The organism is Streptomyces sp. HUAS 15-9 (assembly GCF_025642155.1).
Lineage (GTDB): Bacteria > Actinomycetota > Actinomycetes > Streptomycetales > Streptomycetaceae > Streptomyces.
On record NZ_CP106798.1, the window covers coordinates 160,170 to 185,594 of the forward strand.

Annotated in this window: 21 protein-coding genes and 2 pseudogenes; 13 read left to right on the forward strand and 10 right to left on the reverse strand. The window is 69.6% G+C overall.

Translation table 11 applies throughout. The features are described from left to right. Positions 1 to 203 precede the first annotated feature (203 nt). From acsA to N8I87_RS00820, 5 genes are read left to right on the forward strand one after another with little or no spacing between them, the layout of a single operon-like run. Positions 204 to 2,027, forward strand: coding sequence for an acetate--CoA ligase (gene acsA / locus N8I87_RS00800; protein ID WP_263204740.1), 1,824 nt, complete (start codon positions 204 to 206; stop codon positions 2,025 to 2,027). Next, entirely contained in the window at positions 2,024 to 3,049 is a 1,026-nt protein-coding gene (gene pdhA, locus N8I87_RS00805) for a pyruvate dehydrogenase (acetyl-transferring) E1 component subunit alpha (RefSeq protein WP_263204741.1), read from the forward strand. Before acsA ends, pdhA begins: the two co-directional genes overlap by 4 nt. Next, positions 3,046 to 4,116 carry an alpha-ketoacid dehydrogenase subunit beta gene (locus N8I87_RS00810; protein WP_263204742.1) on the forward strand — a complete coding sequence of 357 codons (1,071 nt, stop codon included), beginning with the start codon at positions 3,046 to 3,048 and terminating at the stop codon, positions 4,114 to 4,116. Before pdhA ends, N8I87_RS00810 begins: the two co-directional genes overlap by 4 nt. Before the next feature lies 1 nt (position 4,117). After that, positions 4,118 to 5,509 (forward strand): dihydrolipoamide acetyltransferase family protein, encoded by a 1,392-nt coding sequence (locus tag N8I87_RS00815; RefSeq protein ID WP_263204743.1) that lies wholly within the window; start codon positions 4,118 to 4,120, stop codon positions 5,507 to 5,509. A 5-nt stretch (positions 5,510 to 5,514) separates the two neighbouring features. Next, positions 5,515 to 5,790 carry an acyl carrier protein gene (locus N8I87_RS00820; RefSeq protein ID WP_263204744.1) on the forward strand — a complete coding sequence of 92 codons (276 nt, stop codon included), beginning with the start codon at positions 5,515 to 5,517 and terminating at the stop codon, positions 5,788 to 5,790. Positions 5,791 to 5,811: 21 nt separating this feature from the next. On the opposite strand, the gene N8I87_RS00825 is transcribed toward N8I87_RS00820, so the two are convergent. Both N8I87_RS00825 and N8I87_RS00830 read right to left on the reverse strand, forming a co-directional pair. Then, complete coding sequence (locus N8I87_RS00825; RefSeq protein WP_263204745.1) at positions 5,812 to 7,302, reverse strand: bifunctional aminoglycoside phosphotransferase/ATP-binding protein; 1,491 nt, start codon at positions 7,300 to 7,302, stop codon at positions 5,812 to 5,814. Between the two features lie 88 nt (positions 7,303 to 7,390). Continuing rightward, positions 7,391 to 8,260, reverse strand: coding sequence for a universal stress protein (locus tag N8I87_RS00830; protein ID WP_263204746.1), 870 nt, complete (start codon positions 8,258 to 8,260; stop codon positions 7,391 to 7,393). A gap of 307 nt (positions 8,261 to 8,567) precedes the next feature. Here N8I87_RS00830 and N8I87_RS00835 point away from each other — a divergent pair, with 307 nt between their 5' ends. Then, the gene (locus tag N8I87_RS00835) at positions 8,568 to 9,173 is read left to right on the forward strand and encodes an Rv1733c family protein (protein WP_263204748.1); all 606 of its coding nucleotides are present in this window, start codon (positions 8,568 to 8,570) and stop codon (positions 9,171 to 9,173) included. Positions 9,174 to 9,201: 28 nt separating this feature from the next. Beyond that, positions 9,202 to 9,489, forward strand: a complete 288-nt coding sequence (locus tag N8I87_RS00840) for a DUF1876 domain-containing protein (protein WP_263204749.1) — start codon at positions 9,202 to 9,204, stop codon at positions 9,487 to 9,489. Between the two features lie 12 nt (positions 9,490 to 9,501). Here the strand turns inward: N8I87_RS00840 and N8I87_RS00845 are convergent, their stop codons facing one another. Beyond that, positions 9,502 to 10,176 carry a CBS domain-containing protein gene (locus N8I87_RS00845; RefSeq protein WP_263204750.1) on the reverse strand — a complete coding sequence of 225 codons (675 nt, stop codon included), beginning with the start codon at positions 10,174 to 10,176 and terminating at the stop codon, positions 9,502 to 9,504. A 117-nt stretch (positions 10,177 to 10,293) separates the two neighbouring features. Here N8I87_RS00845 and N8I87_RS00850 point away from each other — a divergent pair, with 117 nt between their 5' ends. Then, on the forward strand, positions 10,294 to 10,467 hold the full coding sequence (locus N8I87_RS00850; protein ID WP_411577175.1) for a DUF1918 domain-containing protein: 174 nt from the start codon (positions 10,294 to 10,296) through the stop codon (positions 10,465 to 10,467). On the opposite strand, the pseudogene N8I87_RS00855 reads toward N8I87_RS00850, so the two are convergent. Continuing rightward, positions 10,433 to 10,819 (reverse strand): annotated as a pseudogene (locus N8I87_RS00855) (UTRA domain-containing protein); the annotation flags it as partial. The gene N8I87_RS00850 and the pseudogene N8I87_RS00855 overlap by 35 nt on opposite strands. On the opposite strand from N8I87_RS00855, the pseudogene N8I87_RS00860 reads away from it, so the two are divergent. Together N8I87_RS00860 and N8I87_RS00865 are read left to right on the forward strand one after the other, a co-directional pair. Continuing rightward, a pseudogene (locus N8I87_RS00860) lies at positions 10,784 to 11,272 on the forward strand (glycoside hydrolase family 16 protein); the annotation flags it as partial. The pseudogenes N8I87_RS00855 and N8I87_RS00860 sit on opposite strands and share 36 nt — an antisense overlap. A 264-nt stretch (positions 11,273 to 11,536) precedes the next feature. Next, complete coding sequence (locus N8I87_RS00865) at positions 11,537 to 12,436, forward strand: NAD-dependent protein deacetylase (RefSeq protein ID WP_263204751.1); 900 nt, start codon at positions 11,537 to 11,539, stop codon at positions 12,434 to 12,436. Positions 12,437 to 12,652: 216 nt separating this feature from the next. On the opposite strand, the gene N8I87_RS00870 is transcribed toward N8I87_RS00865, so the two are convergent. Both N8I87_RS00870 and N8I87_RS00875 read right to left on the reverse strand, forming a co-directional pair. Continuing rightward, positions 12,653 to 13,090 (reverse strand): VOC family protein, encoded by a 438-nt coding sequence (locus N8I87_RS00870; protein WP_263204752.1) that lies wholly within the window; start codon positions 13,088 to 13,090, stop codon positions 12,653 to 12,655. 79 nt (positions 13,091 to 13,169) lie between these two features. Next, a complete protein-coding gene (locus N8I87_RS00875; RefSeq protein WP_263204753.1) occupies positions 13,170 to 13,850 on the reverse strand; it encodes a TetR/AcrR family transcriptional regulator in 681 nt (226 codons plus the stop codon). A 77-nt stretch (positions 13,851 to 13,927) separates the two neighbouring features. Between N8I87_RS00875 and N8I87_RS00880 the strand changes: the two genes are divergently transcribed. Next, complete coding sequence (locus N8I87_RS00880; protein WP_263204754.1) at positions 13,928 to 15,040, forward strand: FAD-dependent oxidoreductase; 1,113 nt, start codon at positions 13,928 to 13,930, stop codon at positions 15,038 to 15,040. A 33-nt stretch (positions 15,041 to 15,073) separates the two neighbouring features. Here N8I87_RS00880 and N8I87_RS00885 read toward each other — a convergent pair whose 3' ends face one another. After that, the gene (locus N8I87_RS00885; protein WP_263204755.1) at positions 15,074 to 15,388 is read right to left on the reverse strand and encodes a hypothetical protein; all 315 of its coding nucleotides are present in this window, start codon (positions 15,386 to 15,388) and stop codon (positions 15,074 to 15,076) included. Positions 15,389 to 15,614: 226 nt separating this feature from the next. Here N8I87_RS00885 and N8I87_RS00890 point away from each other — a divergent pair, with 226 nt between their 5' ends. Next, the gene (locus tag N8I87_RS00890) at positions 15,615 to 17,663 is read left to right on the forward strand and encodes a spermine/spermidine synthase domain-containing protein (RefSeq protein ID WP_263204756.1); all 2,049 of its coding nucleotides are present in this window, start codon (positions 15,615 to 15,617) and stop codon (positions 17,661 to 17,663) included. Positions 17,664 to 17,724: 61 nt separating this feature from the next. On the opposite strand, the gene N8I87_RS00895 is transcribed toward N8I87_RS00890, so the two are convergent. From N8I87_RS00895 to N8I87_RS00905, 3 genes are all read right to left on the reverse strand, one after another. Continuing rightward, the gene (locus N8I87_RS00895) at positions 17,725 to 18,492 is read right to left on the reverse strand and encodes a thioesterase II family protein (RefSeq protein ID WP_263204757.1); all 768 of its coding nucleotides are present in this window, start codon (positions 18,490 to 18,492) and stop codon (positions 17,725 to 17,727) included. 100 nt (positions 18,493 to 18,592) lie between these two features. Next, a complete protein-coding gene (locus tag N8I87_RS00900) occupies positions 18,593 to 20,203 on the reverse strand; it encodes a GMC oxidoreductase (RefSeq protein ID WP_263216247.1) in 1,611 nt (536 codons plus the stop codon). 526 nt (positions 20,204 to 20,729) lie between these two features. Beyond that, positions 20,730 to 21,308 (reverse strand): LuxR C-terminal-related transcriptional regulator, encoded by a 579-nt coding sequence (locus N8I87_RS00905; RefSeq protein WP_263204758.1) that lies wholly within the window; start codon positions 21,306 to 21,308, stop codon positions 20,730 to 20,732. 481 nt (positions 21,309 to 21,789) lie between these two features. Between N8I87_RS00905 and N8I87_RS00910 the strand changes: the two genes are divergently transcribed. Next, complete coding sequence (locus N8I87_RS00910) at positions 21,790 to 25,290, forward strand: ATP-binding protein (protein ID WP_263204759.1); 3,501 nt, start codon at positions 21,790 to 21,792, stop codon at positions 25,288 to 25,290. Positions 25,291 to 25,425: the final 135 nt, after the last annotated feature.

Sequence of the window (25,425 nt, forward strand, 5' to 3'; positions counted from 1 at the left end):
CGTCCGGCACCACACGGGTAGGGCCATGCGGGCCACAGATCCAGGTCGATTCATCCCCGGACACCCGGAAAGGCCGACGCCTCCGCCTCGGCCGTACGGAGCCGCACAGGGCTTGCCGGCCACACGCGGGGGCCGTTCGGCCCAGTGTGTGCGGGGCGACCCCGGGAAGATGGTCGAAGAAAGGCCGCAGGAAGGTGGCTGCCATGCGATGGGAGACCATCCGGAAGACCTCACCACCGCGCGTCGAGCCGAATCTGGGCGACTACGAGAAGGTGCGTGCCGGCTTCACCTGGCCAAAGGCGCGGGCCGCCCTGCAGGGACTGCCCGGTGGACGGGGACTGAACATCGCACACGAGGCCGTGGACCGGCACGCGGCTTCGGACCACGCCACGGCCGTCGCGCTGCGCTGTGTCGGGCGGGACGACTCCGTGACCTGTGTGACGTACGGGGAGCTGGCCCGTTCCACAGCACGGTTCGCCAACGTGCTCCGCACCCTCGGCATCGGCCACGGCGACCGGGTGGTGACACTGCTGGGCCGTTGTCCCGAGCTGTACACCGTGGTCCTCGGCACGCTCAAGAACACCAGCGTCCTGTGTCCCCTGTTCTCCGCCTTCGGACCGGACCCGGTCGCGCAGCGACTGACGCTGAGCGACGCGCAGGTACTGGTCACCACGGCGGAGCTGTACCGCAGGAAGATCGCCGGACAACGCGAGAGACTTGCCGCCCTGCGCCATGTGCTGATCGTCGGCGAGGGCGCGGACGAACTGCCCGGTACCGTTTCGCTCGCCGCAGTGATGAGCGAGGCGTCCGACACCTTCACCATTCCGCCGACCTCGCCCCACGACATGGCCCTGCTGCACTTCACGAGCGGCACCACCGGCACCCCCAAGGGCGCCGTGCACGTGCACGAGGCGGCCGTCGCCCACTATGCGACCGCGCTGTACGCCCTGGATCTCCACGAGGACGACGTGTTCTGGTGCACGGCCGATCCGGGCTGGGTCACGGGCATGTCCTACGGGATCGTCGCGCCGCTCATGCACGGGGTCACGGTCGTGGTGGACGAGGGTGACTACGACGCCCGCCGCTGGTACCGGATCCTCGCCGACCAGCGGGTCACTGTCTGGTACACGGCGCCGACCGCACTGAGGATGCTGATGCGGACGACGCCGCGCTCAGGGCCGTACGATCTGCCCCGCTCGTTCGACCTCGGCGCCCTGCGGTTCATCGCCTCCGTCGGTGAGCCGCTCAATCCGGAGGCCGTGGTCTGGGGACAGGACGTCCTCGGGCTGCCGGTGCACGACAACTGGTGGCAGACCGAGACCGGCGCCATCATGATCGCGAACTTCGCCGCCTGCGAGATCCGCCCAGGGTCGATGGGGCGTCCGCTCCCGGGCGTGGAGGCAGCGGTGCTGCGGCGCGGCGAGGACGGCCGGGCGGAGCGGACCGAAGGCGGCGTCACGGTGCTGGAGGAGCCCGGGGTGGAGGGCGAGCTGGCGCTCCGGATCGGCTGGCCGTCCATGTTCCGCGGCTATCTGCACGACGAGCCGCGCACCGCGGACGCCTTCGCGGGCAGCTGGTACCTCACCGGTGACCTGGTACGACGCGACGCGGACGGCTGGTACTGGTTCGTCGGGCGCGCCGACGACGTGATCAAGTCGGCGGGACACCTCATCGGGCCGTTTGAGGTCGAGAGCGCCCTGATGGAGCATCCGGCGGTCGCCGAGGCCGGGGTGATCGGCCGGCCCGATCCCGTCGCCGGGAACATCGTCAAGGCGTTCATCACCCTGCGGCCGGGCTTCGACGCAACCATTCGGACCCGGCAGGAGCTGCTGGCCTTCGCCAGGCGCCGGCTCGGCCCGGCCGTGGCACCACGAGAGATCGCCTTCGACGAGCACCTGCCCCACACTCGTAGTGGAAAGGTCATGCGCCGCCTGTTGCGAGCGCGCGAGCTGGGCCTGCCCGAGGGCGACACCTCCACCCTGGAGAGGGACGCCGCCTCCCGGGACACGACGGAGGCCTCCGCATGAGCACCACCCGCACCCCCCGCAAACCCCGGCCCTCGGCCCGGTCGGACCCGCAGGCCGCGCACCGTCTGGCTCTGCTGGAGTCGATGCTGCGCGTCCGCCGGTTCGAGGAACGCTGCGTGGAGCTGTACAGCGCGGCCCGCATCCGCGGTTTCATGCACCTCTACATCGGTGAGGAGGCCGTGGCCGTCGGTGTCAACGAGGCCCTCACGGACGACGACGCGGTCGTGTCGACGTACCGAGAACACGGCCACGCGCTCGCCCGCGGGGTGCCGGCCGAGGCGATCATGGCGGAGATGTTCGGCAAGGCCACCGGGTGCAGCCGTGGCCGTGGCGGCTCCATGCACCTCTTCGACGCCGGCCGGCGCTTCTACGGCGGCAACGCGATCGTCGGCGGCGGGCTGCCACTCGCGGCGGGCCTTGCCCTGGCCGACCGCATGACCGGCCGCAACCGGGTCACCTGCTGCTTCTTCGGCGACGGTGCCTTCGCCGAGGGAGAGTTCCACGAGACGGCCAATCTCGCCGCTCTGTGGGGACTGCCCCTGTTGCTGGTCTGCGAGAACAACCTGTACGCGATGGGCACGGCCCTGGCCCGTCACCAGGCCCAGACCGACCTCGCGCTGCGTGCCGCCGCGTACGGCATGGTCTCCTGGGCCGTCGACGGCATGGACGTCTTCGCCGTGGAGGACGCTGCCCGGCGGGCGGCCGAAGGCGTGCGTGCCGGTGGTGGACCGCACTTCCTGGAGATGCGCACCTACCGCTTCCGCGCCCACTCGATGTACGACTCCGACCGTTACCGCGACAAGGCCGAGATCGAACACTGGAAGGAGCGCGACCCGGTCGAAGGGCTCGCACGGCGGCTGCGGGAAGCGAAGGAGCTGACCGACAGAGCCCGCACCGCCCTGGAGGACCGTCTGGCCGCCGAGATCGACGCCGCCGTCGAAGCCGCCGAGCGGGCTCCGGAAGAGCCCGTCGAGGATCTGCTGAAGTACGTCACCAGCCCGGTGGAGGCGATCCGGCCATGACCGTGACCCACACCCCCACCGCCGGGCCCGCCACGCCCTCCGTCGAGAAGACGACCTACAGGGAGGCGATGCGGGAGGCCCTGCGCGAGGCCCTGCGGACCGATGACCGGGTGTTCCTGATGGGTGAGGACGTGGGCCGCTACGGCGGCTGTTTCGGCGTCAGCCTCGGCCTGCTGGAGGAGTTCGGGCCCGAACGGATCCGCGACGCTCCGTTGTCGGAGTCCGCCTTCGTCGGCGCCGGCATCGGCGCGGCTATGGCGGGCATGCGGCCGATCGTCGAGATCATGACGGTCAACTTCAGCCTGCTGGCCCTGGACCAGATTCTCAACAACGCGGCGACCTTGCTGCACATGTCGGGCGGGCAGTTGCCGGTCCCGATCGTCATCCGGATGACCACGGGCGCCGGACGGCAGCTCGCCGCGCAGCACTCGCACAGTCTGGAGGGTTGGTACGCGCACATCCCGGGCCTGCGCGTGCTTGCCCCGGCGACCATCACGGACGCCCGCCACATGCTCACCCCGGCGCTGGCCGACCCCGACCCCGTGCTGATCTTCGAGCACGGCAGCCTGTACAACGTCTCGGGCGAGCTGTCCGCCCACTCGGGCCCGGTCGACATCGACCGTGCCGCCATTCGCCGACCCGGCACGGACGTCTCGGTGATCACCTACGGCGGCTCGCTGCCCAAGGCGCTGGCCGCCGCCGAGGACCTGGCGAACATCGGCATCAGCGCGGAGGTCGTGGATCTGCGCACGCTGCGCCCCCTGGACGACGCCACCATCGGCGACTCGGTCGCGCGCACGCACCGCGCCGTCGTGGTCGACGAAGGGTGGCGCAGCGGCAGTCTCGCCGCGGAGATCTCCGCGCGCCTCACCGAACAGCATTTCTACGACCTCGACGCCCCCATCGAACGGGTGTGCAGCGTCGAAGTCCCCATGCCCTACGCGCGCAGGCTGGAGGAGGCCGCGCTGCCGCAGCCCGCCGGAATCGTCACGGCCGCGCGCCGAGCGGTCGGCGAACCCGTACCGACCGGTGCGGACGAGGGGGCGGACGCCGGGAGGTCGAGCTGAGATGGCCGAGTTCACCATGCCCTCCCTCGGCGCGGACATGGACGAGGGCCTGCTGCAGGAATGGCTCGTGGGTCCCGGGGACCGGGTGCACAAGGGCGACGTCGTCGCCGTCGTGGAAACCGACAAGGCGGCCATCGAGGTCGAGTGCTTCGAGTCCGGCACCGTGGGACGGCTGCTCGTCCGGGCGGGGACCCGGGTGCCGGTGGGGACGCCACTCGCGGTGATCGAGGGCGCAACGCCTCGTGAGCCGAGGTCCGCCCAGAAGCCCGTGGCCACGGGTTCCAGAGACAAGCACGCAACGCACGCCGCGCGCACCTCGGGCTCACCCCCACCACTGCCGCAGAAGCCGGCTGCGGAGGCCACCTCAGCGATCGGCGCAGGACCGCTGGTACGGCACCTCGCGCTACAACGCGGCGTCGATCTGACCGCCTTGCACGGCACCGGACCCGGCGGACGGATCACCCGTGCCGACGTGGAGCGCGCTGCGCCCGCCCCCGGGCCGAGGGTGCGGGCCACCCCGTACGCCCGGCACCTCGCCCGGGACCTCGGCATCGACCTGACGACCGTCCGGGGCACCGGGGACGGCGGAGCCGTACGCGCGGCGGACGTGCGCACGGCCACGCGTGCACGCGTCGAACGGCCGGAACCGGAGCGGGCCGGTGCGCGCGGGCGGGAAGGCGAGCAGCACGGGCACGTGGCTGTGCCGACCGACAGCGCCGGGGAACACCGTACGGACGCCATGCGCCGTGCCGTCGCCGAACTCATGAGCCGCTCCAAGCGAGAGATCCCGCACTACTACCTGTCCACCACGATCGACTTCTCGGCGGCCGAGGAGTGGCTGCGGCGGTTCAACCGGGACCGTCCGCTCAGCGACCGCCTCGTGCCCGCGGCCCTGTTGTTGAAGGCCGCCGCCACGGCGGCACGTGAGGTGCCGAGCCTCAACGGCTACTGGCAGCACGACCAGTTCGTTGCCGGCTCCGCCGTCAACCTGGGTGTCGCGGTGTCGCTCCGGCAGGGCGGACTGCTCGCGCCGGTCATCCACGACGCCGACACACTGTCACCCGACGTCCTCATGGCCGGCCTCAAGGACCTGGTCCAGCGCGCCCGCCGGGGCCGACTGCGGGGCAGCGAAATGTCGGGCGCCACCCTGACCGTCACGAATCTCGGCGATCAGGGCGTGGAGACCGTGTTCGGTGTCATCCATCCGCCCCAGGTCGCCCTGGTCGGCTTCGGCGCGGTCGTCGAGCGGCCCTGGGCCGTGGGCGGCATGCTCGGTGTCCGTCCGGTGGTGACCGCGACCCTGGCAGCCGACCACCGGGCCACGGACGGTGCCGTGGGGGCGCGCTACCTGACGGCGATCGGCCGACTGCTTCAGAAACCGGAGGAGTGGTGAGTCGGATGAAACCCCTGGACGAGGCGGAAGCCATGTCGGTGGTCAAGGAGTCCATCACCCTGATCGTCCCCGACGCGGACTTCACACGGGTGGAACCGGACGACAAGTTCCGTGATGTGCTCGAACTCGATTCTCTCGACTTCCTCAGCCTGGTGGAACTGCTCTGCGAACGCACCGGCATCCGTATCGACGAGGAGGACTACCCCGAACTGACCACGCTGTCCGACACCGTACGGTTCCTGGTCGGCAGGTCCAAGGACCGCACCGGCCGCACACCGTGAGTTCACGGCCGCATGTGCGCCTCAGTCCGGCTCCATGTAGGGACGACGGAAGACCGGGGCCTGACTGATACCCCATGGGCGTACGACGGTCAGCGCGCGGGCGACCGCGGACTGCAAGGGGCCGCTGGTATCGACTGCCACGGCCTCGGGCCACGGCGGTTCCCCGGCCGCCATGGCCGCGGCGATGTCGGGGCCGGCATCGGACGGGCCGGCGGCGCGCGAGTTCAGGCGGGCCACCGACACCTCACTCGGCACATGGCAGTGCAGGGCCACCAGGTCGGCGCTGGTGCGTTCGGCCGCGCGCAGCGCCGCCTCACGCTGTCCTGCGTCGGACCAGGTGGCGTCCAGGACGACGGACTCGCCGGAGGACATCAGCGCGGCCGCGCGGTCGAGCAGGGTGGCATAGGTCTTGGCCGTCCACTCGGGTGTGTACAGGCCCTCGCCGTAGCGGGCCGCAGCGGACTGCTCCGCGGGGACACCGGCAAGCTCCTTGCGAAGGCGGTCGCTGCTGAGCAGGGTGACCCCCAGCCGGTCGGCCAGCGCTCCGGAAAGGGTGGACTTTCCGCTGCCGGGCAGTCCGCCGACGAGGATGAGCGAGACGGCAGATGTACGCAGGTGACGCAGAGCCACCGAGGCCAGCCGCCGCGACGCCCCCTCGGTGCCGGGTGCGCCCTGCCGGGCCTGGATCAGGGAGACCTTGGCACGGACGAAAGCGCGGTAGGCGACGTAGTGGTGCCACAGGGAAGGGGGCGCGGGATCACCGGAGTACTCGCCGTACTGGGCGAGGAAATACGCCGCAGCCTCCGGGGCGCCGAGTTGTTCCAGATCCATGGCGAGGAAGGCGGCATCGTCCAGGCCGTCGACGTAGCGGAGGCGGTCGTCGAACTCCAGACAGTCCAGGACGCGAGGGCCGTCGTCGAGGCAGAAGATGTCTTCGGCGAGGAGGTCGCCGTGGCCGTCGACCACCCGACCCTGCTCGATGCGGGAGTCGAACAGCCGCTTGCGGCCGTCGAGATAGCGCCGGACCAGCCGCTCGGTCTCCCCCACACCGTCGGGCCCGAAGCCGTCGGCGGCCAGCGCCCGGACCTGTGCGAAGCTGGCCTCCCAGCGCGACGACAGCGCGTCTCGCGTGCCTTGTTCGTCCACGTCACGGCCGCGGGGCGCCTCCGCGTGCCAGGCGGCGAGGTGCCGGGCGACGGCTCGAAGGACGTCGTCGACGGCGGCTCCTTCTCGTATCAGGTGGGAGAGGCGGCGGTCGACCGGCATGCGGCGCATCACCACGACCGGTTCGGGCGCCTTCGTGTCAGGGCTGCGGAACTCGCCCAGACCCAAGTAGACGTCGGGGGCGAAGCGGCGGTTGAGAGCGACCTCGCGCTCGCATGCGGCCCGGCGGGCCGCCACCGTGGTGTAGTCCAGGAACTCCAGATCGACCGGCTTTTTGGCCTTGTAGGCGCGGTCACCGGCGAAGATCACGATCGCGGTGTGGGTCTCGACCACCATGGCGCGCGACATGGGCCCACCCTCGTGCCAGGCACCGGACCGGAGCGCGGACGCATCGGTCCGCGGCACCGGCCGCACCGACTGCCCGCGGGGGCCGGGCTCAGTCATGAGGAACGACGGCGACGGGGCAGCGCCCGTGATGCACGGCGGCCTGCGCCACGGGACCCAGGTGGGGCGCCAGACCATGACGATGCCGGCGACGGCCCACGACCAGCAGAGCGGCTCCTTCGGCAGCCTGTACGACGACCTTGGCGGGGCTCGCGAGACGGACGCTGTCGGCCACGTCCAGCCGCGGATACTTCTCCCGCCACAGGTGGAGCGCCTCGTCCAGCTGCTTGTACGCATCCCGCGTCATCTCTTCGGTGACGTCGTGGTCCACTCCCCAGGGCACCCGTGCGTGGAGCGGCACGCTTCGGCCGTGGACGGCCAGGAGAGGAAGGCCCCTGGCCGCAGCGGTGTGGACGGCGAAGTCGAGCAGGGCGTCGCAGGATCCGTGCAGTTTCAGTGCTACGACGACACGGCCGGCGGGTGCCGGGGACGCCCCCTGATCTTGGGGTTCGGCGCGGACCAGCACCACCGGCCGCTCCGCCCGTGCCACGACGGGCATGCTGACATCACCCAGGAAGTAACTCTCGACGGGCTCCAGACCACGCGAACCCAGCACCGTCATCTCCGACTCCGAGGCCGCCTGGAGCAGGGCGTTCTGAGCGTCGTCGGCCACCAGGTTCCCGACGATGGACAGGCCCGGGTGGCGCGCCTGGAGCTCGGCTCGCGCGGTGTGGACCAGACGCTTCGCCCAGTAGTTCTGATCGACTTCCGCGGGGACGCGGGCCGGTTCCGGCGCCAGCAGCGGCCACGCGTGCAGCAGGCGCAGGGTGAGCTTGCGCTTCTCGGCCTCGTCCGCGGCCCAGCGGGCGGCGGCGAGGCTCTCGGGCGAGCCGTCGAGGCCCACGGTGACGGCTGGTTGCATGGCGGCGGCCTCCGTCTCGTAAGAAGCTGGAAATGACGGTGGACGACTCCGTTCGAGTGGCTGGTCCGGACATCGCCTCTTTTCCGAGCGCGGTGCGTTCTCTCATTCGAGGATCACCCCGATCCCCTCCGCGGCGCATGTGGACCCGGCGGCACGCCGGGCGCGGTGTCGGAGGCGGACCGTGACGACGGCCGCCTCCGGGGCCGGACGGCCGGTCCGCAGGGACCTTCGGCCCGGTGACCGGAGCCCACTGCTGTTCGACTGTGGATGAGGGGGAACGGACCAGCAACGTGCTGGAGGCCGCATCATGAGCGCACACGGTTCGCCGTCCGCATCCGGTCCACCCCGGCCCCACCAGGGGAACGCACCCCATGGGACGAACCCGCTGAGGCGTGCGTCCGACAGGTTCGAATCCTGGTTCGGCCGGGTGCTGATGCTCGTCCTCGTCCTCGGAGTGCCGGCGGCCGCGCTCAGTGCGGGGCTGACGGCGTACGAGTCATCCATGCGCACCGTGCACGCCCAGGTTGCGCAACGACACGAGGTCGTCGCCCGAGTGACGTCGGACGTGCCGGGTGATGACCCTGTGTCGAAGCAACCGGCGCGGATCCGCTGGATCGAGCAGAACGGCGTCACGCGGACGGGAACCACTTTCGTCGAACCGGGAACACGCAAGGGTGCCACGGTGCGGGTGTGGGTGAACCGGGACGGAGCCATCACCGATGCACCGATGAACACGGTCGCCGCGAAGGCCCACGGCTGGTTCGTGGGTGTCATGGCGGCACTCGGTGTGATCGCCGGGGTCCAGGCCGCACGGGCAGCCACACGCCTGGCGCTGGACCGGAGGAGGTACGCGCAGTGGACTACCGAATGGGACCTGGTGGAGCCGCTGTGGTCCCAGCGCTTCCGCCGGTGACCGATGGGCCGGAGTGACGAGGAAGGCAATGTCGCACACGGCTGAATGGAAGGTTCGTCTCCACCTCTTCGAAGACGACGACGGAACGACCAAGGCGCACGTGGTGCTCGACACCGGCACCACGGCGCTCACCGGTCACGGAACCGCGCACTGTCATCCGGCGGACACGGACGTGCCGGAGATCGGTGACGAACTGGCGGCAGGCCGGGCCATGCACGACCTCGCCCACCAGCTGCTCAACGTCGCGGGACACGACATCCAGGCCATGGGTGCGTCGCGGCCGAGCGCCCGTGAGGCCGCTGGATGGCCCGTGTGAGACCCGGTGGACTCAAGAAGTAGCGGGGGAACGGCCGGTGTCGTCCGTCCTGTAGTCGATATGTCCGGCGACCGACACCACGCCGTCGACACCACGGCACAGGTGCTCGATGACGGGGATCAGGCTCCGGAACTCCACGGAGCCGCCCAGGTCGACCCGCCCCTCGCGCACCTCGACCGTTACTTCCGAGGGATCGAGCCCCATCGTGCGCCGCAGCACGTCCGCGGTGATCTCGTCGCGGATGGCGTCGTCACGGCGCAGGAAGATCCTCAGCAGATCACCGCGGCTGACGATGCCCAGGAGCCGGTCCGCCTCGTCCACCACGGGCAGCCGCTTGACGTGCTGGGCCTCCATGAGGCGCGCGGCCTCCACCACGTTCCACTCCGGACGTGCGCACACCGCGGGAGCCGACATCAGTTCCTCGGCGCGGGAACCTCCGGCCTTGGCCCGCTCCCAGGCCTCCAGGTTCGGGACCGGAACCCTGCCCGACGGGTCGGCCTGGTCGGCGCTCTTGCGCAGCAGGTCGGCCTCGGACACCACACCCATGGGGCGCTCCAGATCGTCCACCACGGGCACGGCGGTGATGTCGTTCTCCGCCAGCAGCCTGACGAGCTCCTTGAACGGCGTGTCACGCCGTGCCCGGACGACGTCCCGGGTCATGAGCTCCTCGACCGTTCGGTGCTGCATGTCGCCTCCCGGATATGGGCCGCCCGCCTCGCGGACACGGCCCTCTCGTCCCCCTACGGCCGTGTGACCCACGGGGCAGGGTGGATACAGCACCATTCTGAGGAGAGGGCCGCGATCATGCGAGCTCACCTCGGCGACCAAGGCGTCATCGAAGGTCCGACGACTGGCGGCGCCACGCGCGACGGCAAGACCGTCGGACTCCACCACGAGGACGGAACAGCTCCGTACGACGTGCGATGGTCGGGCACGGACGCGGTCAGCAGTTCGGCGAGGAGGTGCCTTGGGTGGTGAGGGCGATGGATGTGTGCTCGGCCAGAACTCCCGGTGGCATTCCCGCGATGGGGTCGGTGCGTAGTGTGGGCTCGTGGGGGGCGGTCGGCCCCAGGGCCAGGCGGGAGACGATGCGGTAGCGGTCACCGCGGTAGACGGAGTGGACGTATTCGACGGGCCGTTGGCCGGTGTCGCTGGTGAGGCGTTCGAAGAGCAGGGCGGGTGACAGGTGCGGGACCCCGAGGAGTCTGGCCTCGGCCTGGCTGACGACGGTGGGTTCGATCGTCTGTGTGGCGTCGCTGACCTGGACTCCGTGACGCTCGCGGAGATGTTCGTAACCTTCTTCACCATCAACGACCTCACCGCGCCCATGGCGGACGACTACTCGGAATACGACTTCGAGTACCTGCCCAACGGCGGCTGGGGCGAGTCCTCCGCAATCCTCTACACGACGTCCTGGGAGACCTACAACCCCGACCCGTGGCAGGCCGTCAACCAGCACACCGAGTCCAGGCTGAGCTACGACGGCTGGCACAATCTGCAGCTGACCATCGACAACGGCAGCATCAAGTACTACATCGACGGACAGCTCTTCGGCACCCACGACGCCGCCTACCTGCCCGAACGCCCCATGTCGATCAACTTCAACCAGTGGCTGATCGACCTCACGGGCCAGACCGCCACCACCGACCGCGCCTACGACGAACAGGTCGACTACGTCCTCCACGTCAAGGACCAGGTCCTGACCCCGGCTCAGATATCCGCCAAAGTGAATGCCTACCGCACGGCAGGCACCACGTTCGAGGACACCGTCCCCACCAGCTAGCACGCGCACGCAGGCGGCAGAGCGCCACGCGTCCGAAGGCCAGGAACGCTCTGCCGCCCGCATGCGATCCTGTTGCGCGCACGCGAGGCCCGTCTACGTGAGGCCGCCCTCACGAGGCCGGTTCAGCCGGCCCGGGCAGCCCCGATTGGCCTCCCCGGCGCTGCGCACCACACAGACGGCGTAGTCGGCGGACCGCACGTCCGGGCCAACAGCGCCATCGACGGCGGAAGGGGGTGGTGGCAGCCTGTTCCGTACCCTGGCGGCATGCGCATGCGCCCCACTTTGAGCTGGACCCCTACCGAGGACCTGCCGCCGGGCACCACGGATCTCGAGCCGGTCGCCGACGCGCTGAGCACCGGCGGTGTGCTGGTGCTCAGCGGGGCGGGGATCTCCACGGAATCGGGAATCCCCGACTACCGGGGCGAAGGCGGGAGCCTTAGCCGGCACACACCAATGACCTACCAGGAGTTCACCTCCAGCGCCCCGGCCCGGCGCCGGTACTGGGCTCGCAGTCACCTCGGCCGGCGCACCTTCGGCCGCGCCCGCCCCAACGCCGGGCACCGGGCCGTGGCCGCGTTCGGGCGGCACGCCCTGCTCTCGGGTGTGATCACCCAGAACGTCGACGGTCTGCACCAGGCCGCCGGCAGTGAGAGCGTCGTGGAACTCCACGGAAGCCTGGACCGGGTCGTCTGCCTTGCCTGCGACGCCTTCAGCCCGCGCCGAGAACTCGCCCGGCGGCTGGAGGCGGCCAATCCAGGATTCGAGCCGGTGGCCGCCGGCATCAACCCGGACGGTGACGCCGACCTCACCGACGACCAGGTCGGGGACTTCCGCGTCGTGCCCTGCACCGTATGCGGCGGCATCCTCAAACCGGATGTGGTGTTCTTCGGCGAAGCCGTTCCACCGCAGCGGGTCGAGCACTGCCGCGAGCTGATCCGGGAAGCGGCCTCGCTGCTGGTCCTGGGCTCCTCACTGACAGTGATGTCCGGGCTCCGGTTCGTCCGCCAGGCAGCCCAGGCCGCAAAGCCCGTACTGATCGTCAACCGGGACCCGACCCGGGGCGACCGACACGCCCTCACCCGGGTCGCGCTCCCCCTGGGAACAGCCCTCACCACCGTGGCCGACCGACTGGGAATCCCCGTCGACGGCCAGGCGGCGGGCTGAAGGACCCCTATCGAGGTCGGCGGCGCGACGCCACAGGGAACAGATCACGTCGATGGCGTGGCAGTCCCAGGAGGGGACCAAGTTCCTCTGACGGTGGCGGGAACAAGGATCTCAGCAGTCCTTATTCTCGCTGGTCAGAGACACTTTCTGCTTTCTTGGCCACCAGTCGGAAAGCCTGCCTTGTGAAAGCGCGAGGCTAATTGACCCGATCAGCCGTCAGTTCTTCCTCAGCTCCTCGGCGAGCATCACAAGGATGCCGCTGGGACCGCGGATGTACGTGAGCTTGTAGACGTCCTCATAGGTCGCCACACCGCGAAGCGGATAACATCCGTGCTTTGCGGCTGTCTCAAGGGCTTTGTCGATGTCGTCGACGGAGAAGGCGACGCGATGCATGCCGATCTCGTTGGGACGGGTGGGCTCCGACTCGATCGCTTCGGGGTGGATGTACTCGAAGAGCTCAAGGCGACCGTGACCGTCTGGCGTCTGGAGCATCGCGATGTTGGCGTGATTGCCATCAAGGCCGACGGCGGTGTCGGTCCACTCACCACTGACCGTGTCACGGCCGACAACCGTGAGGCCGAGGTCGGTGAAAAAAGAGATCGTTGCTTCGAGGTCGCGAACGGCGATGCCGACGTTCTCGAGTCTGATGGCCATGCGTTGCATGCTATCGAGCGGGGACGTCGATCAGGCGGGAGACCGTCAGGCGGTACCGGTCCGGTCCTTCGCCCGCGCGTCACCTCGAGATGTGGGCTTCGATGCCGTCGAGCAGGAAGTCGAGGCCGATCCGGAAGGTCTGGTCGGCGTCCAGGTGGGCGGCATCGCGCACCACCGTGGCCAGCGCGGGGAATCGACCGGTGGCGAAGGTCCGCTCCAGATAGGGCCCGAGTGAGGCCTGCCAACGCCTCTGGTCCATCCCGGTGGCCCGCTCGGCACGCCGCTCGGCGATCTCCCGACGCACCGCACCGATCACGTACGCGTCGACCGCGGTCACCACCGGCATGATGGCGTCCACATCGACGCCGCCCAGCGCGGCCACCACGGCCTCCCCCCTGGCCAGCGCGTTCGGCCCGAGGTGCGGTCGCCCACCGAGCAGATCGGCGAGCCACTCGTGCTCGTGAGCGGCCTGCCGGGTGGTTTCGGCAAGAGACCGCAGCACCTCCCGCCAGTCGTCTCCGACCGGCCGGATCTCGGCGTGGACCGCGTCGACCATCAGGTCGAGCAACTCCTCCTTGCTGGCGATGTAGCTGTACAGCCGCATCGGCCCGACGCCAAGCGCGGTGGCGACCTTGCGCAGCGACACCGCCTCCAGGCCGTCCGCGTCGGCCAATTGGATCGCCGCTCGCACGATCCGCTCTCGGTTCAGCGGGGCCGGCACGGGTCGATTCGGTGGCTCCGGCCTCTCCCATACCAACATGCCGCCAACAATATCAATACACCGCATCGGGCGATACAGTGTATCGCTCAGTACGGCGTATCGAAGGAGAGGCAACCATGACCATCGCCATCGTCGGAGCCGGCCTCGGCGGCCTGGCTCTCGCCCGTGTACTGCACGTGAACGGCATCGACGCCGTCGTGTACGAACGCGAACCGTCACGCGGTGCGCGCGGTCAGGGCGGCATGCTCGACCTGCACTCCGGGACCGGGCAGCGGGCGCTGCGCGAGGCAGGCCTGATCGACCAGTTCCACGCGATTGCCCGTCGCGAAGGCCAGGACCTGCGACTTCTCGAGCCGGACGGCACCCTGCTGCTCCAGGAGGACACTCCCGACGACGCCCCACTCGAGCGACCCGAGGTCGACCGCGCCGATCTGCGCAACCTGCTGCTGGACTCTCTCCCCGAACACGCGGTGCACTGGGGGCACGCGTTCGAGTACGCCGACCACGGCCTGCTGCACTTCACCGACGGCAGCAGTGCGACGTACGACCTGCTGGTCGGCGCCGACGGCGCGAACTCCCAGGTCCGCCCGCTTCTCACCGATGCCCGCCCGGCGCACACCGGCCAAAACGTCGTCGAGCTCGGCATTCCCGACATCGACCGCACCCACCCCGACCTCGCGACGATGGTGGGACGAGGCAACTACTGGGTGCTCGGCAACGGACAATCCCTGTCGGCGCAGCACAACGGCGACGGCCGCGTACGCATTTACCTCAGCTTCCACACCGCAGAGGACTGGCTCGCCACCAGCGGGATCCCGTTCGAGGACCCAACTGCCGCCCGGATACGGCTGATCGACCTGTTCACCGGCTGGGACTCACGGTTCACCGCGCTGATCGCCGCCTGCGACGACACGATCGTGCCACGGCCGATCACCACTCTCCCGGTCGGCCTGACCTGGCCGTCGACGCCAGACGTCACGCTGCTCGGTGATGCCGCGCACCTGATGCCGCCGGTGGGGCAGGGCGCCAACATGGCGCTGCTCGACGGCGCACTGCTCGGCCTCGCGCTGGCCGCGCACCCGGACGACTTTCCCGCCGCCGTCGAAGAATACGAACGCGAGATGTTCGAACGCACCAGCGCCGCCGGCCGGCAGTCCGCGCACGTTCAGGAAATCCTGATGTCACCGGACGCCGGCCAGAAAATGCTCGCATTCTTCCAACCTGGCTGAGGGCAGCCGGACACGACCAGGCAACCGGCAGGATCAGGGCCCGGGTGTATTCCACGTGCAGTTGGGGCTCCACTGCACCGGGTCGTCGATGCGGTGAACGTCGAGGAGTTCGCGTGCCCGCCGACACAGCAGGTCGGCTACGGCGGGCAGCAGGCGCCAGCCCGTGGACGTGCGTTGCACGGTGGCGGTGAGTTCACCGTGCCCGACGTAGTACAACAGCAGCGTGTCGGACGACTGGCGGGCAATCTCCTTGAGACGCACCGCGAGTTCGGCAGCCGACCCGGGGAACGGCTTGTCTTTCGCACCGTGCGCCTTGGGCAACTGGTCGCCGAAGGCGGCGGTGAACACATCCCGCTGCCCACGACCAGCTCGGCGAGTGCGGCGTCGTCCAGCTCCGTGGCGGCCACGACGTCGGGGTAGTCCTGAGCAAGAGCGGCGGTCGTGGGGTGGTGTCCCAGGTCGGCCAGGTGCTGGTGGTGGTAGCGGGCCGTAAGAGCGGTGGATCAGGGAATATCGTCACAGAATCGGCACGTCGCCTCGACTCACCGCGCCACAGATGGCACCGTAAATCCGCGTGAAACTGATCAGAACCGGACAAATCGACCGCTCGGTGTGCTGGAGGCTATTGCTGGCCAGCGCCACCATGCTCTTCGTCGAGCTGGCGCTGATCAGATGGGCAGGGGCCAACGTCGTCCACCTCAGCTACTTCTCGAACTTCATCCTGCTGGGGTCGTTCCTGGGCATCGGGATCGGGTTCCTGATCCCCGCCGAGCGCGGGCAGTGGCTCAAACGCTGGGCACCGGTCCCACTCGCGGTTCTCGTCATCCTGGTACGCGAGTTCCCGGTGCAGGTGCGTCAGAGCAGCGACCAGGTCATCTACTTCACCGCAGTGAAGACCACCGGCCTCCCCGAGTGGGTGACGCTGCCGGCCATCTTCCTGCTCACCGCGGTGATCATGACCGCGATCGGCAAGATCACCGCTGATCTCTTCCGCCGGCTTCCCTCGCTCGATGCCTACCGCTACGACCTGCTCGGCAGCATCACCGGCTCGGTGTCCTTCGCCCTGGTGTCCTGGCTCCACGCTCCGTCGGTCGTATGGGGCGTGATCGCCGCCGCAGCCCTGCTGGTCCTCGGGGGACGGCGCAACACACTGCGGTACGGCATCCCCCTGACGGCGATGGTCGCCGTGCTGTTCGTGGAGACGACGACGGCCGGCATCTCCTGGTCGCCCTACTACAAGATCCAGCTCACGCCCTCTGCGTCCACCACCCGGGCGTACCACATCTCCGCCAACGGCGTCCCGCACCAGAGCATCGCGCCGCTCCCGGCGCTGATGCAGAAGAACTCGCCCTATCGGCAGCCGTACGACCGGACGCCCGGCAACCCGTACCGGCACGTGCTGGTCATCGGGGCCGGTAACGGCAATGACGTCGCGGTCGCGCTGGAGCATGGAGCGCGGCGCGTGGACGCGGTCGAGATCGACCCCCGGCTGCAGCAGATCGGCGCACAGCTGCATCCCGCGAAGCCGTACGACGACCCCAGGGTGCACGTCTACATCAACGATGGTCGGGCCTTCCTGGAGCGGACGAACGCCAAGTACGACCTCGTGGTCCTGGCGCTGCCGGACTCGTTGACGCTGGTGGCCGGCGCGAGCAATCTGCGGCTGGAGAGCTACCTGTTCACCCAGCAGGCGTTCCAGGCCGCGCGCGATCACCTGACGCCGCACGGCGCGTTCGCCATGTACAACTACTACCGGAAGAGCTGGCTGGTCGACCGTTTCGCCGGCTCCCTCGACGACATCTACGGCCATGCCCCCTGCATGACGACGTTCAGCAAGAACGCGGCCGTGCTGGTGGCCGGGATGACGACCGCCGACCAGTCGTGTCAGCAGATCTGGCAGCCCAGCGGGCCGGTCCCGGAGGCCGCGACCGACGACCACCCTTTCCCGTATCTGCTCCACCGGGACATTCCCACTCTCTACCTGGGCGCACTGGGCGCGATCCTGCTGGTGACGCTCCTGGCGGTGCGTCTGGTCGGGGTTCGCATCCGAAGCACGGTCCGCTACACGGACATGTTCCTGATGGGCGCGGCCTTCATGTTGCTCGAAACGAAGAACGTGATCGGTTTCGCGCTCTACTTCGGTACGACCTGGCTGGTCAACGCCCTGGTCTTCATCGGTGTCCTGCTCGCCGTCCTCGCCGCGGTCGAGGTCCGGCGCCGGCTGCGGCGAGTCAGCCGACTGCCGCTGCAGATCGTGCTCTTCGGCACACTCGCGGTCGCCTGGCTCGTCCCGGCACACGCCGTGCTCGCGCTGCCCTTCGCCGGACGGCTCGCCGCCGCCATCGCCCTGGCCTTCGCCCCCATCTTCTGTGCCAACCTCATCTTCTCGGACCGCCTCGCGCTCGCCTCGGACCCGACATCCGCGTTCGGCGCGAATCTGCTGGGCGCGCTGACCGGGGGCGCACTCGAGTATCTGGCCCTGGTGACGGGCTATCAGGCGCTGCTGCTGGTCGTCGCCCTGCTGTACCTGGGCGCGTTCATCGCCATGCGGTTCGCCGGTCCCGGGCCGGACGCGCAGTCGCCGTCGGTGGCGGACGAGACGGTGGCACTCAACAGCCGGTAGAGCTCGCCTGCGAGGTACGTGCCTCGCAGGCGCGGACCCGGGGCATCGGGCACGCCGGACCTCATGGGCTGTCTGGCGCATCCAGTTGGGTGGCCATGAGGCGGACGATTTCCTTCTGGTGCTGGGCCAGGAAGAAGTGGCCGCCGGGAAAGACCTTCAACGTGAACGGACCGTCGGTGTGCTCGGACCAGGCGGCAGCCTCCTCCACGCTCACCTTCGGGTCGTCGTCGCCGACGAGGCAGGTCACGGGGCAGCGCAGGGGTGGGCCGGGTTGCCAGGTGTAGGTTTCGGCCGCGCGGTAGTCCGCCCGGACGGCCGGGAGGATCATGCGCAGGACTTCCTCGTCGCCCAGGAGTTGGGGGTTGGTGCCGCTGAGGCCGCGCATCTCGGCGACGAGGCCGTCGTCGTCGCGCAGGTGGACGGTCTCGGCGCGGTGCGTGGACGGGGCGCGGCGGCCGGAGGCGATGAGCGTGGCGGGCATGATGCCCCGCTCCTGCTCCAGCCGTCGGGCGACCTCGTAGGCGAGGGAGGCGCCCATGCTGTGCCCGAACAGGGCGATGGGCCTGTCGGTCCAGGGCTGGAGGGCCTCGTAGACCTTGTCTGCAAGTGCCGGTACGGAGTCCAGGAGCGGTTCGGTACGGCGGTCCTGGCGGCCGGGGTACTGCACGCACAGCACATCGACGCTGTCGGGCATGGACCGGGACACGGGGAAGTAGAAGCTGGCGGAGCCGCCCGCGTGGGGCAGGCAGACCAGCCGGACGCGGCTGTCGGGGCGCGGGTGGAACCTGCGGATCCAGGCGCCGTTGTCCTCGGTGAGCGGGGAGTTCACGGAATCGTTCCTTTTCGGTTCGGGTCGGACCACCCACCGTGGCGGGGCGTTCGCCGGGTGGAGAGGGGGCGGAGCGCGGGCGGGCCCCGCCCACCGCTCGTCAGGAATCGGCGACGTCCTCCTTGATGATGCGCTCGACGTTCCGCTCCGCCAGCGCCGTGATGGTGACGAACGGGTTGACGCCGATGCTGCCGGGGATGAGTGAGCCGTCGGTCACGTAGAGGTTCTTGTATCCGGCGACGCGGCCGTAGTTGTCGGTGGCCTTGCCGAGGACGCAGCCGCCGAGCGGGTGGTAGCAGAAGTCGTCGGCGAAGGCCTTGATCTGCTTGCCGAAGAGGTCGTATCGGTAGATGGTGGCGTTGACCTTGTTGATGCGGTCGAACAGCGACTTGGCGGCTGCGACCGCGGGCGCGTTCTGGTCGCGGGTCCAGCGCAGGTCCGCCCGGTCCTTGGCGGAGTCGTAGACGAAGGTGCCCCGCTCCGGATTCTTGGTGATGGCCAGGTAGAGGCTGACCCACGTCTCGACACCCGCCGGCAGGGGGGCGATCTCGGCGAAGACGGGGGCGTCCGGGTTGTCCCAGTCGTCGATGCCGAGGGCGGGGATCGACGACTGCTTGGTGCCCGTGGGGTTCCACATGTGGTTGGCGCGGGCAGTCATGATGTTGCCGTTGGGTCCCCAGCCTCCGCCGAGCTCGGAGCTGAGGTTCGGGAGAGTTCCGGTCTCCCGGGCACGCAGCAGCAGTTCGGTCGAACCGAGGCTGCCGGCGCCGAGGAAGAGGTGGCGGCAGGAGACCTCCTTGGTCGCGAGCAGTTTGCCGTCGGTGTCCCGCTGCTCGACGGTCAGCAGGTACGTGCCGTCGTTCTGCTGACGGATCGTCTTGACCTGGTGCAGGGTCTCGACGGTGACCTTGCCGGTGCCCAGGGCGGCCGCCAGGTAGCTCTTGTCGAGTGAGACCTTGCCGTGGTTGTTGCCGTAGATGACCTCGCCGGCCAGCGCGGACTTGGGCACCGCGCCGTCCGCCTCACGGCGCATGTGGTCCCAGTCGTACACGTTGGGTACGAAGGTGGTGCTCAGCCCCGCATTCGAGGCCTGCTGGCGCGAGACACGCGCGAACGTGTACCACTCGCTCTGTTCGAACCAGCTCTTGTCGATGTTGTTGACCCGGAGGGTGGAGTTGGCGCGCGGGAAGTACTTGGCGTACATCTCGTCGGCGTCGACCTGGGGCAGCACCTCCTCGAAGTACGAGCGCCGGGGCGTGACCGCCATGCCGCCGTTGACGAGCGAACCGCCGCCGACACCGCGTCCCACGTACACGGACATCTGGTCGAAGTTGACCCGGTCCAGTACACCCGCGTAGGGCTCGATGTCCCGGTTGGTGAGGTCGAGCCACAGGAAGGAGCCGAGCGGGGCCTCGGTGCGGGACTTGAACCAGCTGGAGCGCTTGTCGGGCTTGAGCATCCCGCAGAACACGTTGCCGTCCGGACCGGGCTGGTTCCACAGTTGCCCCATCTCCAGCATCAGGGTGGGGACCCCTGCCTCGCCGAGACGCAGGGCGGAGACGGCCGCGCCGTAACCGGTGCCGACCACGACGGCGGGGACGAACGTGCCGCCGGAACCGCTGGTCGCGGTGGCAGCGGCCGCCCGGGGGGCGGCGGTGATCGTGGTCTGCCCCGCGAGTGCGGCGGCACCCAAGGCCGCCACGCCGAGCATGCGGCGGCGCGACAGAGGCTGGTGTGCAATCACGCTGTGGCTCCTGAACTTGAGGAAAGGAAAGATGAATCGGAAGGCCGGCCGCAGCGGCGCGGCCGGGGGCGGAACGGACCGTGCGGAGACCGCGCGAAGGCCGTCGGCGACATCCGGATCAGGCGGGCCGGCTTTGCGGTGGCCGGGCCCGGAGGTTCGGTCACCCGAGGTGTCCGGCGTACGGAAGCCCGGGGTATCGGGGTACGGAAGAGGGCGTCACCCTGCTGCCCGCTCCCGGGCGCGGGCAGCACTCAGGCGTGCCTTCAGGCGTCCGTCGGGCCGGGCAGCGGAGGGCAGGACGCGGCCGGTTCGGACCGTCCGGCTGCCCGGAGCTTGTGGTAGGCGCTGGTGACGCGCTTCTCCACGGCGCGCGAACTCACTCGAGCCGCTCCGCCATGTGTTTGCCGGGCGCTCCGTGAGCGGCGAGTCCGGCGAGCCCGCGTCCGGCCCGGGTGAACGCCGCCACGGCCACCGGCGCGGGCCCTGCGCACACTCACTTCACGAAGTCGTCCACGACCTCGGGCGGCCAGGTGCCGACCTTGAGCACGCCCATCGAGTAGGCGCGGGAGACCAGCGCGGCGCGGTTGGGCACCTTCAGCTTCCGCAGCAGGCAGGTCACGTGGTACTCGACGCCCTGCCTGCTGAGGTAGAGGCTCGCTGCCAAGGGGACGGTGGAGACGCCGGCGGCGATGCCTTCGAGGATGCGCGCGTCCATCGCGGAGAGAATCTTCCTGCGCTTGGTCACCACACGTGTCTGCTCGGCGTCACCGGCCGTGGGCATCATGACCAGGATCGCGGTCGTGTCGGGCAGGCCACCGCGCACCGCGACCGCCGTGAGGGGAACGGTGAAGGCGGACTCCTCACCGGGCCCCACGGCAATGACGGGCGTGACGAATCGCTGGTGCTTCCCTTCAAGTAAATTGGAGAATTGACGCACCAACGGCTGCTGCACGCTCGGGTGCACCACGTCACGGAAATTGCGGCCACATATGTCTTCGGACGAGCCGTTGAACTGCCGGAAGAACTCCTGGTTCGCCTGCTGGATGGTCAGAGTTTTATCGAGGCTCGCCATGCACAGGCCCGGAGCTGCAGGTGCTGGACTCAGCAAGAGAGGGCTCCCTGTCAGGAAACTTGAGGGCGAAATCAATTCGGAGGCTGGTGAGCGACCCCGAGGGCCGTCAGCAGAGACGTCATCGGCCCTGTGACCAGCAGTATCTCCAGACGTTGAACACCGTATGTCACCGCCCTTGCGGGGTCTTGGTCGAACCGCTGACGACCCCTTGCCATCGCCGCCATCGTTTTCCGGACCACCTGTCGAAATCCTTGCCGAACACCTGCCGCTTTCTTGCCAATCGAAGAACCTCCGACTTAGAAGGCGCTTTCTCTATGTCAAGATCCACAGAAGACGGTGTGAGACCAGCCAGCGCGAAACCGTCCGTCAGCCAGCCACATCCGCGAGCACGATGGGGACCGTCATGCCCTTACCGCCGACCACAAACGTGTCACCCACAACTACCGGCCAGGCTGACCTGATACTGAACGTCCTTGGGCCAATGTCGGCGCGGCACAACGGGCACGACCTGCCACTCGGCCCGCCCCGGCGGCGAACACTGCTCGCTTTGCTGCTCATCCGCCTCGGCCGCGTGGTGCCCACCGAACTGCTCATCGAGGAACTGTGGGGTGACGCAGCGCCCCGTCACGCCGTCGCCACGCTCCAGAGCCATGTCTCTCATCTGCGCCGGGCCCTGCAGACAAAGACAGGAACCGGCCAACTTTCGGTCCTGCGCCATCGGACGCCCGGTTACGTCCTCGATCTCGACCCCGAACAGGTCGATGCCTGCCGCTTCGAGCATCTGGTCACCGGCGGGCGGCGGCTGCTGGAACAGCGCGATCCGAGCACCGCGCAGTCCCGGCTCACCGAGGCCCTGGGACTGTGGCGCGGATCGCCGTACACGGAGTTCGACAGCCATCCGCCGCTCAGCGACGAGCGCACCAGACTCGAACAGATCCGGCTCACCGCCGTGGAGGCCTACGCGGAGGCGCGGCTGACTCTCGGCGCGGCCGAAGAGGTCGCCGCCGATCTGGACGGGGAGGCCCGCCGTCATCCCACGCGCGAGCGGCTGGTCGGCCACCTCATGACGGCACTGTCCCGGCTCGGACGGCAGGCCGAGGCGCTCGAGCTGTACGAGCGGACACGTAGTCATCTGATCGAGGAGTTCGGCGTGGAGACCGCAGCCGAACTACGCCGGGTCAGAAACGCGATCCTGCGCCAGGAGCCGGGCGCGAGCGCCCCCTCGAAGGAGCTGTCTCCCGCACCGCACGAGTCCACCGGAACGTCACATGTCCCGCTCGAGGGGAACGAGATCGGTGACGACGGAGTACAGAACTCCGAGGGCTTCGAGGGCTCCTGGGACGGTAGGGCGGCCGTCACGCCCCGGGGACAGGGCCGGGCCGTGGCGACCGACGACGCCGACGGGACGGACGACTCCGGCCCGGCCGTCGAACGCGAGGGGACCACGGGGACCGGCGCGCGACCGCAGGCGCGAACCGATGTGCCGCCGGGTGCGCGGGCGGCTGCCGCCGGCACGCAAGCCGCGACTGCCCAGTGGCGGCCCGTACCCGGGCCGGAGCACGAGCCGGCAGCCGCCTCGGAAGCCGGCGCATCCCCGGAGTCCGAGTCGGGGTGGACGGCTGCCCCTTCACCGTTCACCGGCCGCAGCCAGGAGCTCGACCGTCTGACGACCGCCGCCGCGAGCGCGGTCGTGGGCCACGGCCATGTGGCCGGCGTCCTCGGCCCCCCAGGAGTCGGAAAGACCCGTCTGCTGCTGGAACTCGCGGCACGTCTGGAGAGCATGGACGCGCACGAGAAGGGCTTCGGGTTGGAGGTGGTCTGGAGCCACTGCTTCCCCGGCGAAGGCGTCCCCGCCTACTGGCTGTGGACCCAGATCCTGCGGCGGCTGTCCGCCACCCGGCCGGAGGCCTTCCGTGAGGCGACCGAACCGTACGGCGCCCTGCTCGCCCCACTGATGCCCGAGCGGTCGGCGGCCCGGACCGGAGGTCCCAAATGGGCCTCCGACTGGAGCCAGGCCCGCTTCCTCGCCCACGACGCCGTCTGTGAGGTGCTACTCGCCCTCGCCGGGAAACAGGCGCTCGTACTGCTCCTCGAAGATCTGCAATGGGCGGACACCGCCTCCCTCGACCTGCTCAGGCTACTGAGCACCCGCTGCCAGGGTCATCCGCTCGGCATCGTGCTCACGGCCCGGGAGTTCGAGGCCGAGTCGGACGCAACGCTGCGCCGGATGGTCTCCGACGTGCTGCGCGGCCCCAGGACCGAGACACTGCGGCTCCGCGGGCTCTCCCCGCAGGCCGTCGGCGCTCTCGTCGAGGCACATGCGGGGCCCGGAGTGGACCCGAAGGTCGTCGAGGTGCTGCACCGGCGCAGCGAGGGCAACCCGTACTTCGTGATGCAGCTCCTCTCCCTCGTGGGCGATGCGCGTAAGCTCCATCGCCCGGATGCGGTCGACGCGCTCCTGGCTCACATTCCCACCGGCGTACGCGAGGCGCTGCACCAGCGGTTCGCCGCGCTGTCCGAGCCGGTCCTGCGGGTGCTTCGGCTGTGCGCCGTCATCGGCGCCGAGGTGGACACCGACCTGTTGCAGCGGACGGCCACGCGCGACGAACCGGTCGTCGCGGGTCTTGAGTCGGCCATCCATGCCGGCCTGCTCGAGGAGGACCCCCACCATCCGGGACGGCTGCACTTCGCCCACGCCCTGGTCCAGGAGACGCTCGTCGCCGAGCTCCCCCGTGAGGACCGCCACCGCCTGCACGCCAGAGTCGCCGACGCGCTGTGCGCGCGCAGGCGCGGGCAGGTGGGGAACGAGGAGATCGAGCGGGTGGCACATCACAGCTGGCACGCCAAGAGTGCGCTGTCCCCCGCCGAGGTGCTGCCTCGGCTGCTGCTCGCCGCGGAACACGCCGAGGAGTGCATGGCGTACGAGCAGGTGGAGATCTGGCTGCGCCGCGCGGTGCACCTGGTCGGCTTCCTGCCTCCGGACGATTCCGCCACGGTGAGTCTGGAACAGAAGCTGCACATCCAACTCGGCCAGGTGCTCGCCACCACGCGCGGCTACGGCCACCCCGAGGCCGAGACGGCACTGACGCGCGGTCGGGCCCTCAGCACGGCCACTCATGCCCCCGAGGACCCGTCGGTGCTCTGGGCGCTGTGCACGGCACACCTGGTCACCGGCCGCTACGACGCCTCGCGGCAGTTCTCCGGCCTGCTGCGGGAGATCTCGCGGCAGACCCGGGAGCCCGTGGCGGCGCTCGGTGCGGCGTACGGCGAAGGCATCGTGCTGCATGTGCGCGGAATGCTCCCGCAGGCGCTCGCCGAGCTGGAGCGCGGCGTCGGCATGGCGGACCGTTTCGCCGACGAGGGTCACGCGCTGGCGCGTACCTTCCAGCACGACCCACGCGTCTCCTGCCGCTCCTACGACACCTTCACCCACTGGCTCCTTGGACACCAGCAGGCCGCCGACGCGCGCCGGCGTGAGCTGTTGAGCCTCACCGGGTACGAGAGCAGGCCGTCCGACCGCTCGTTCGCGCTGTACGTGGACGGGGTCGTGGCGGCGTGGGAGGGTGACGCCCGTACCGCACTGGCCTCGAGCGACGAGGGCGTCCGGGTCGCGGGCGAACACGGACTTCTCTACTGGAAGGCCATGCTGGGCGTCGTCAAAGGGTGGGGCCTGGCGCACGCGGGAGAGCACGACGCCGGCCTCGCCCTCATGTACGGCTCGCTGGCCGAACTGGGCCAGTCCAGAACGTACTTGCGCCACCCGCTCCACCTGGGCCTGTTGGGCCAGGCGCAGCATCACACCGGGCGGATCGAGGAGGCGAGGACGACCTTCCGGATGCTGCTGGCCGCCGTCGAACAACGCCGCGAGCGCGTGTACCTCCACCCGGCACTCCCCGCGACCCCGCTGCTCCACGAACTGCTGGGCCACGGTACCGACGACGAACTCACGGGCCGGGGGCCGGGAAGGGACGGGCCCGACTGAGGCCGATGAGCTCGGTGCCCCCTGCTCCGCCTCGTCGCTCGCCTCATCCGGTTCCCGCTGCCGGGATGCACCGCTGCGGGATTCCGGCACGCGGTGGCCCTGCCGTCCGGCTCCCGGGGAGCCACCGCGGTCGCC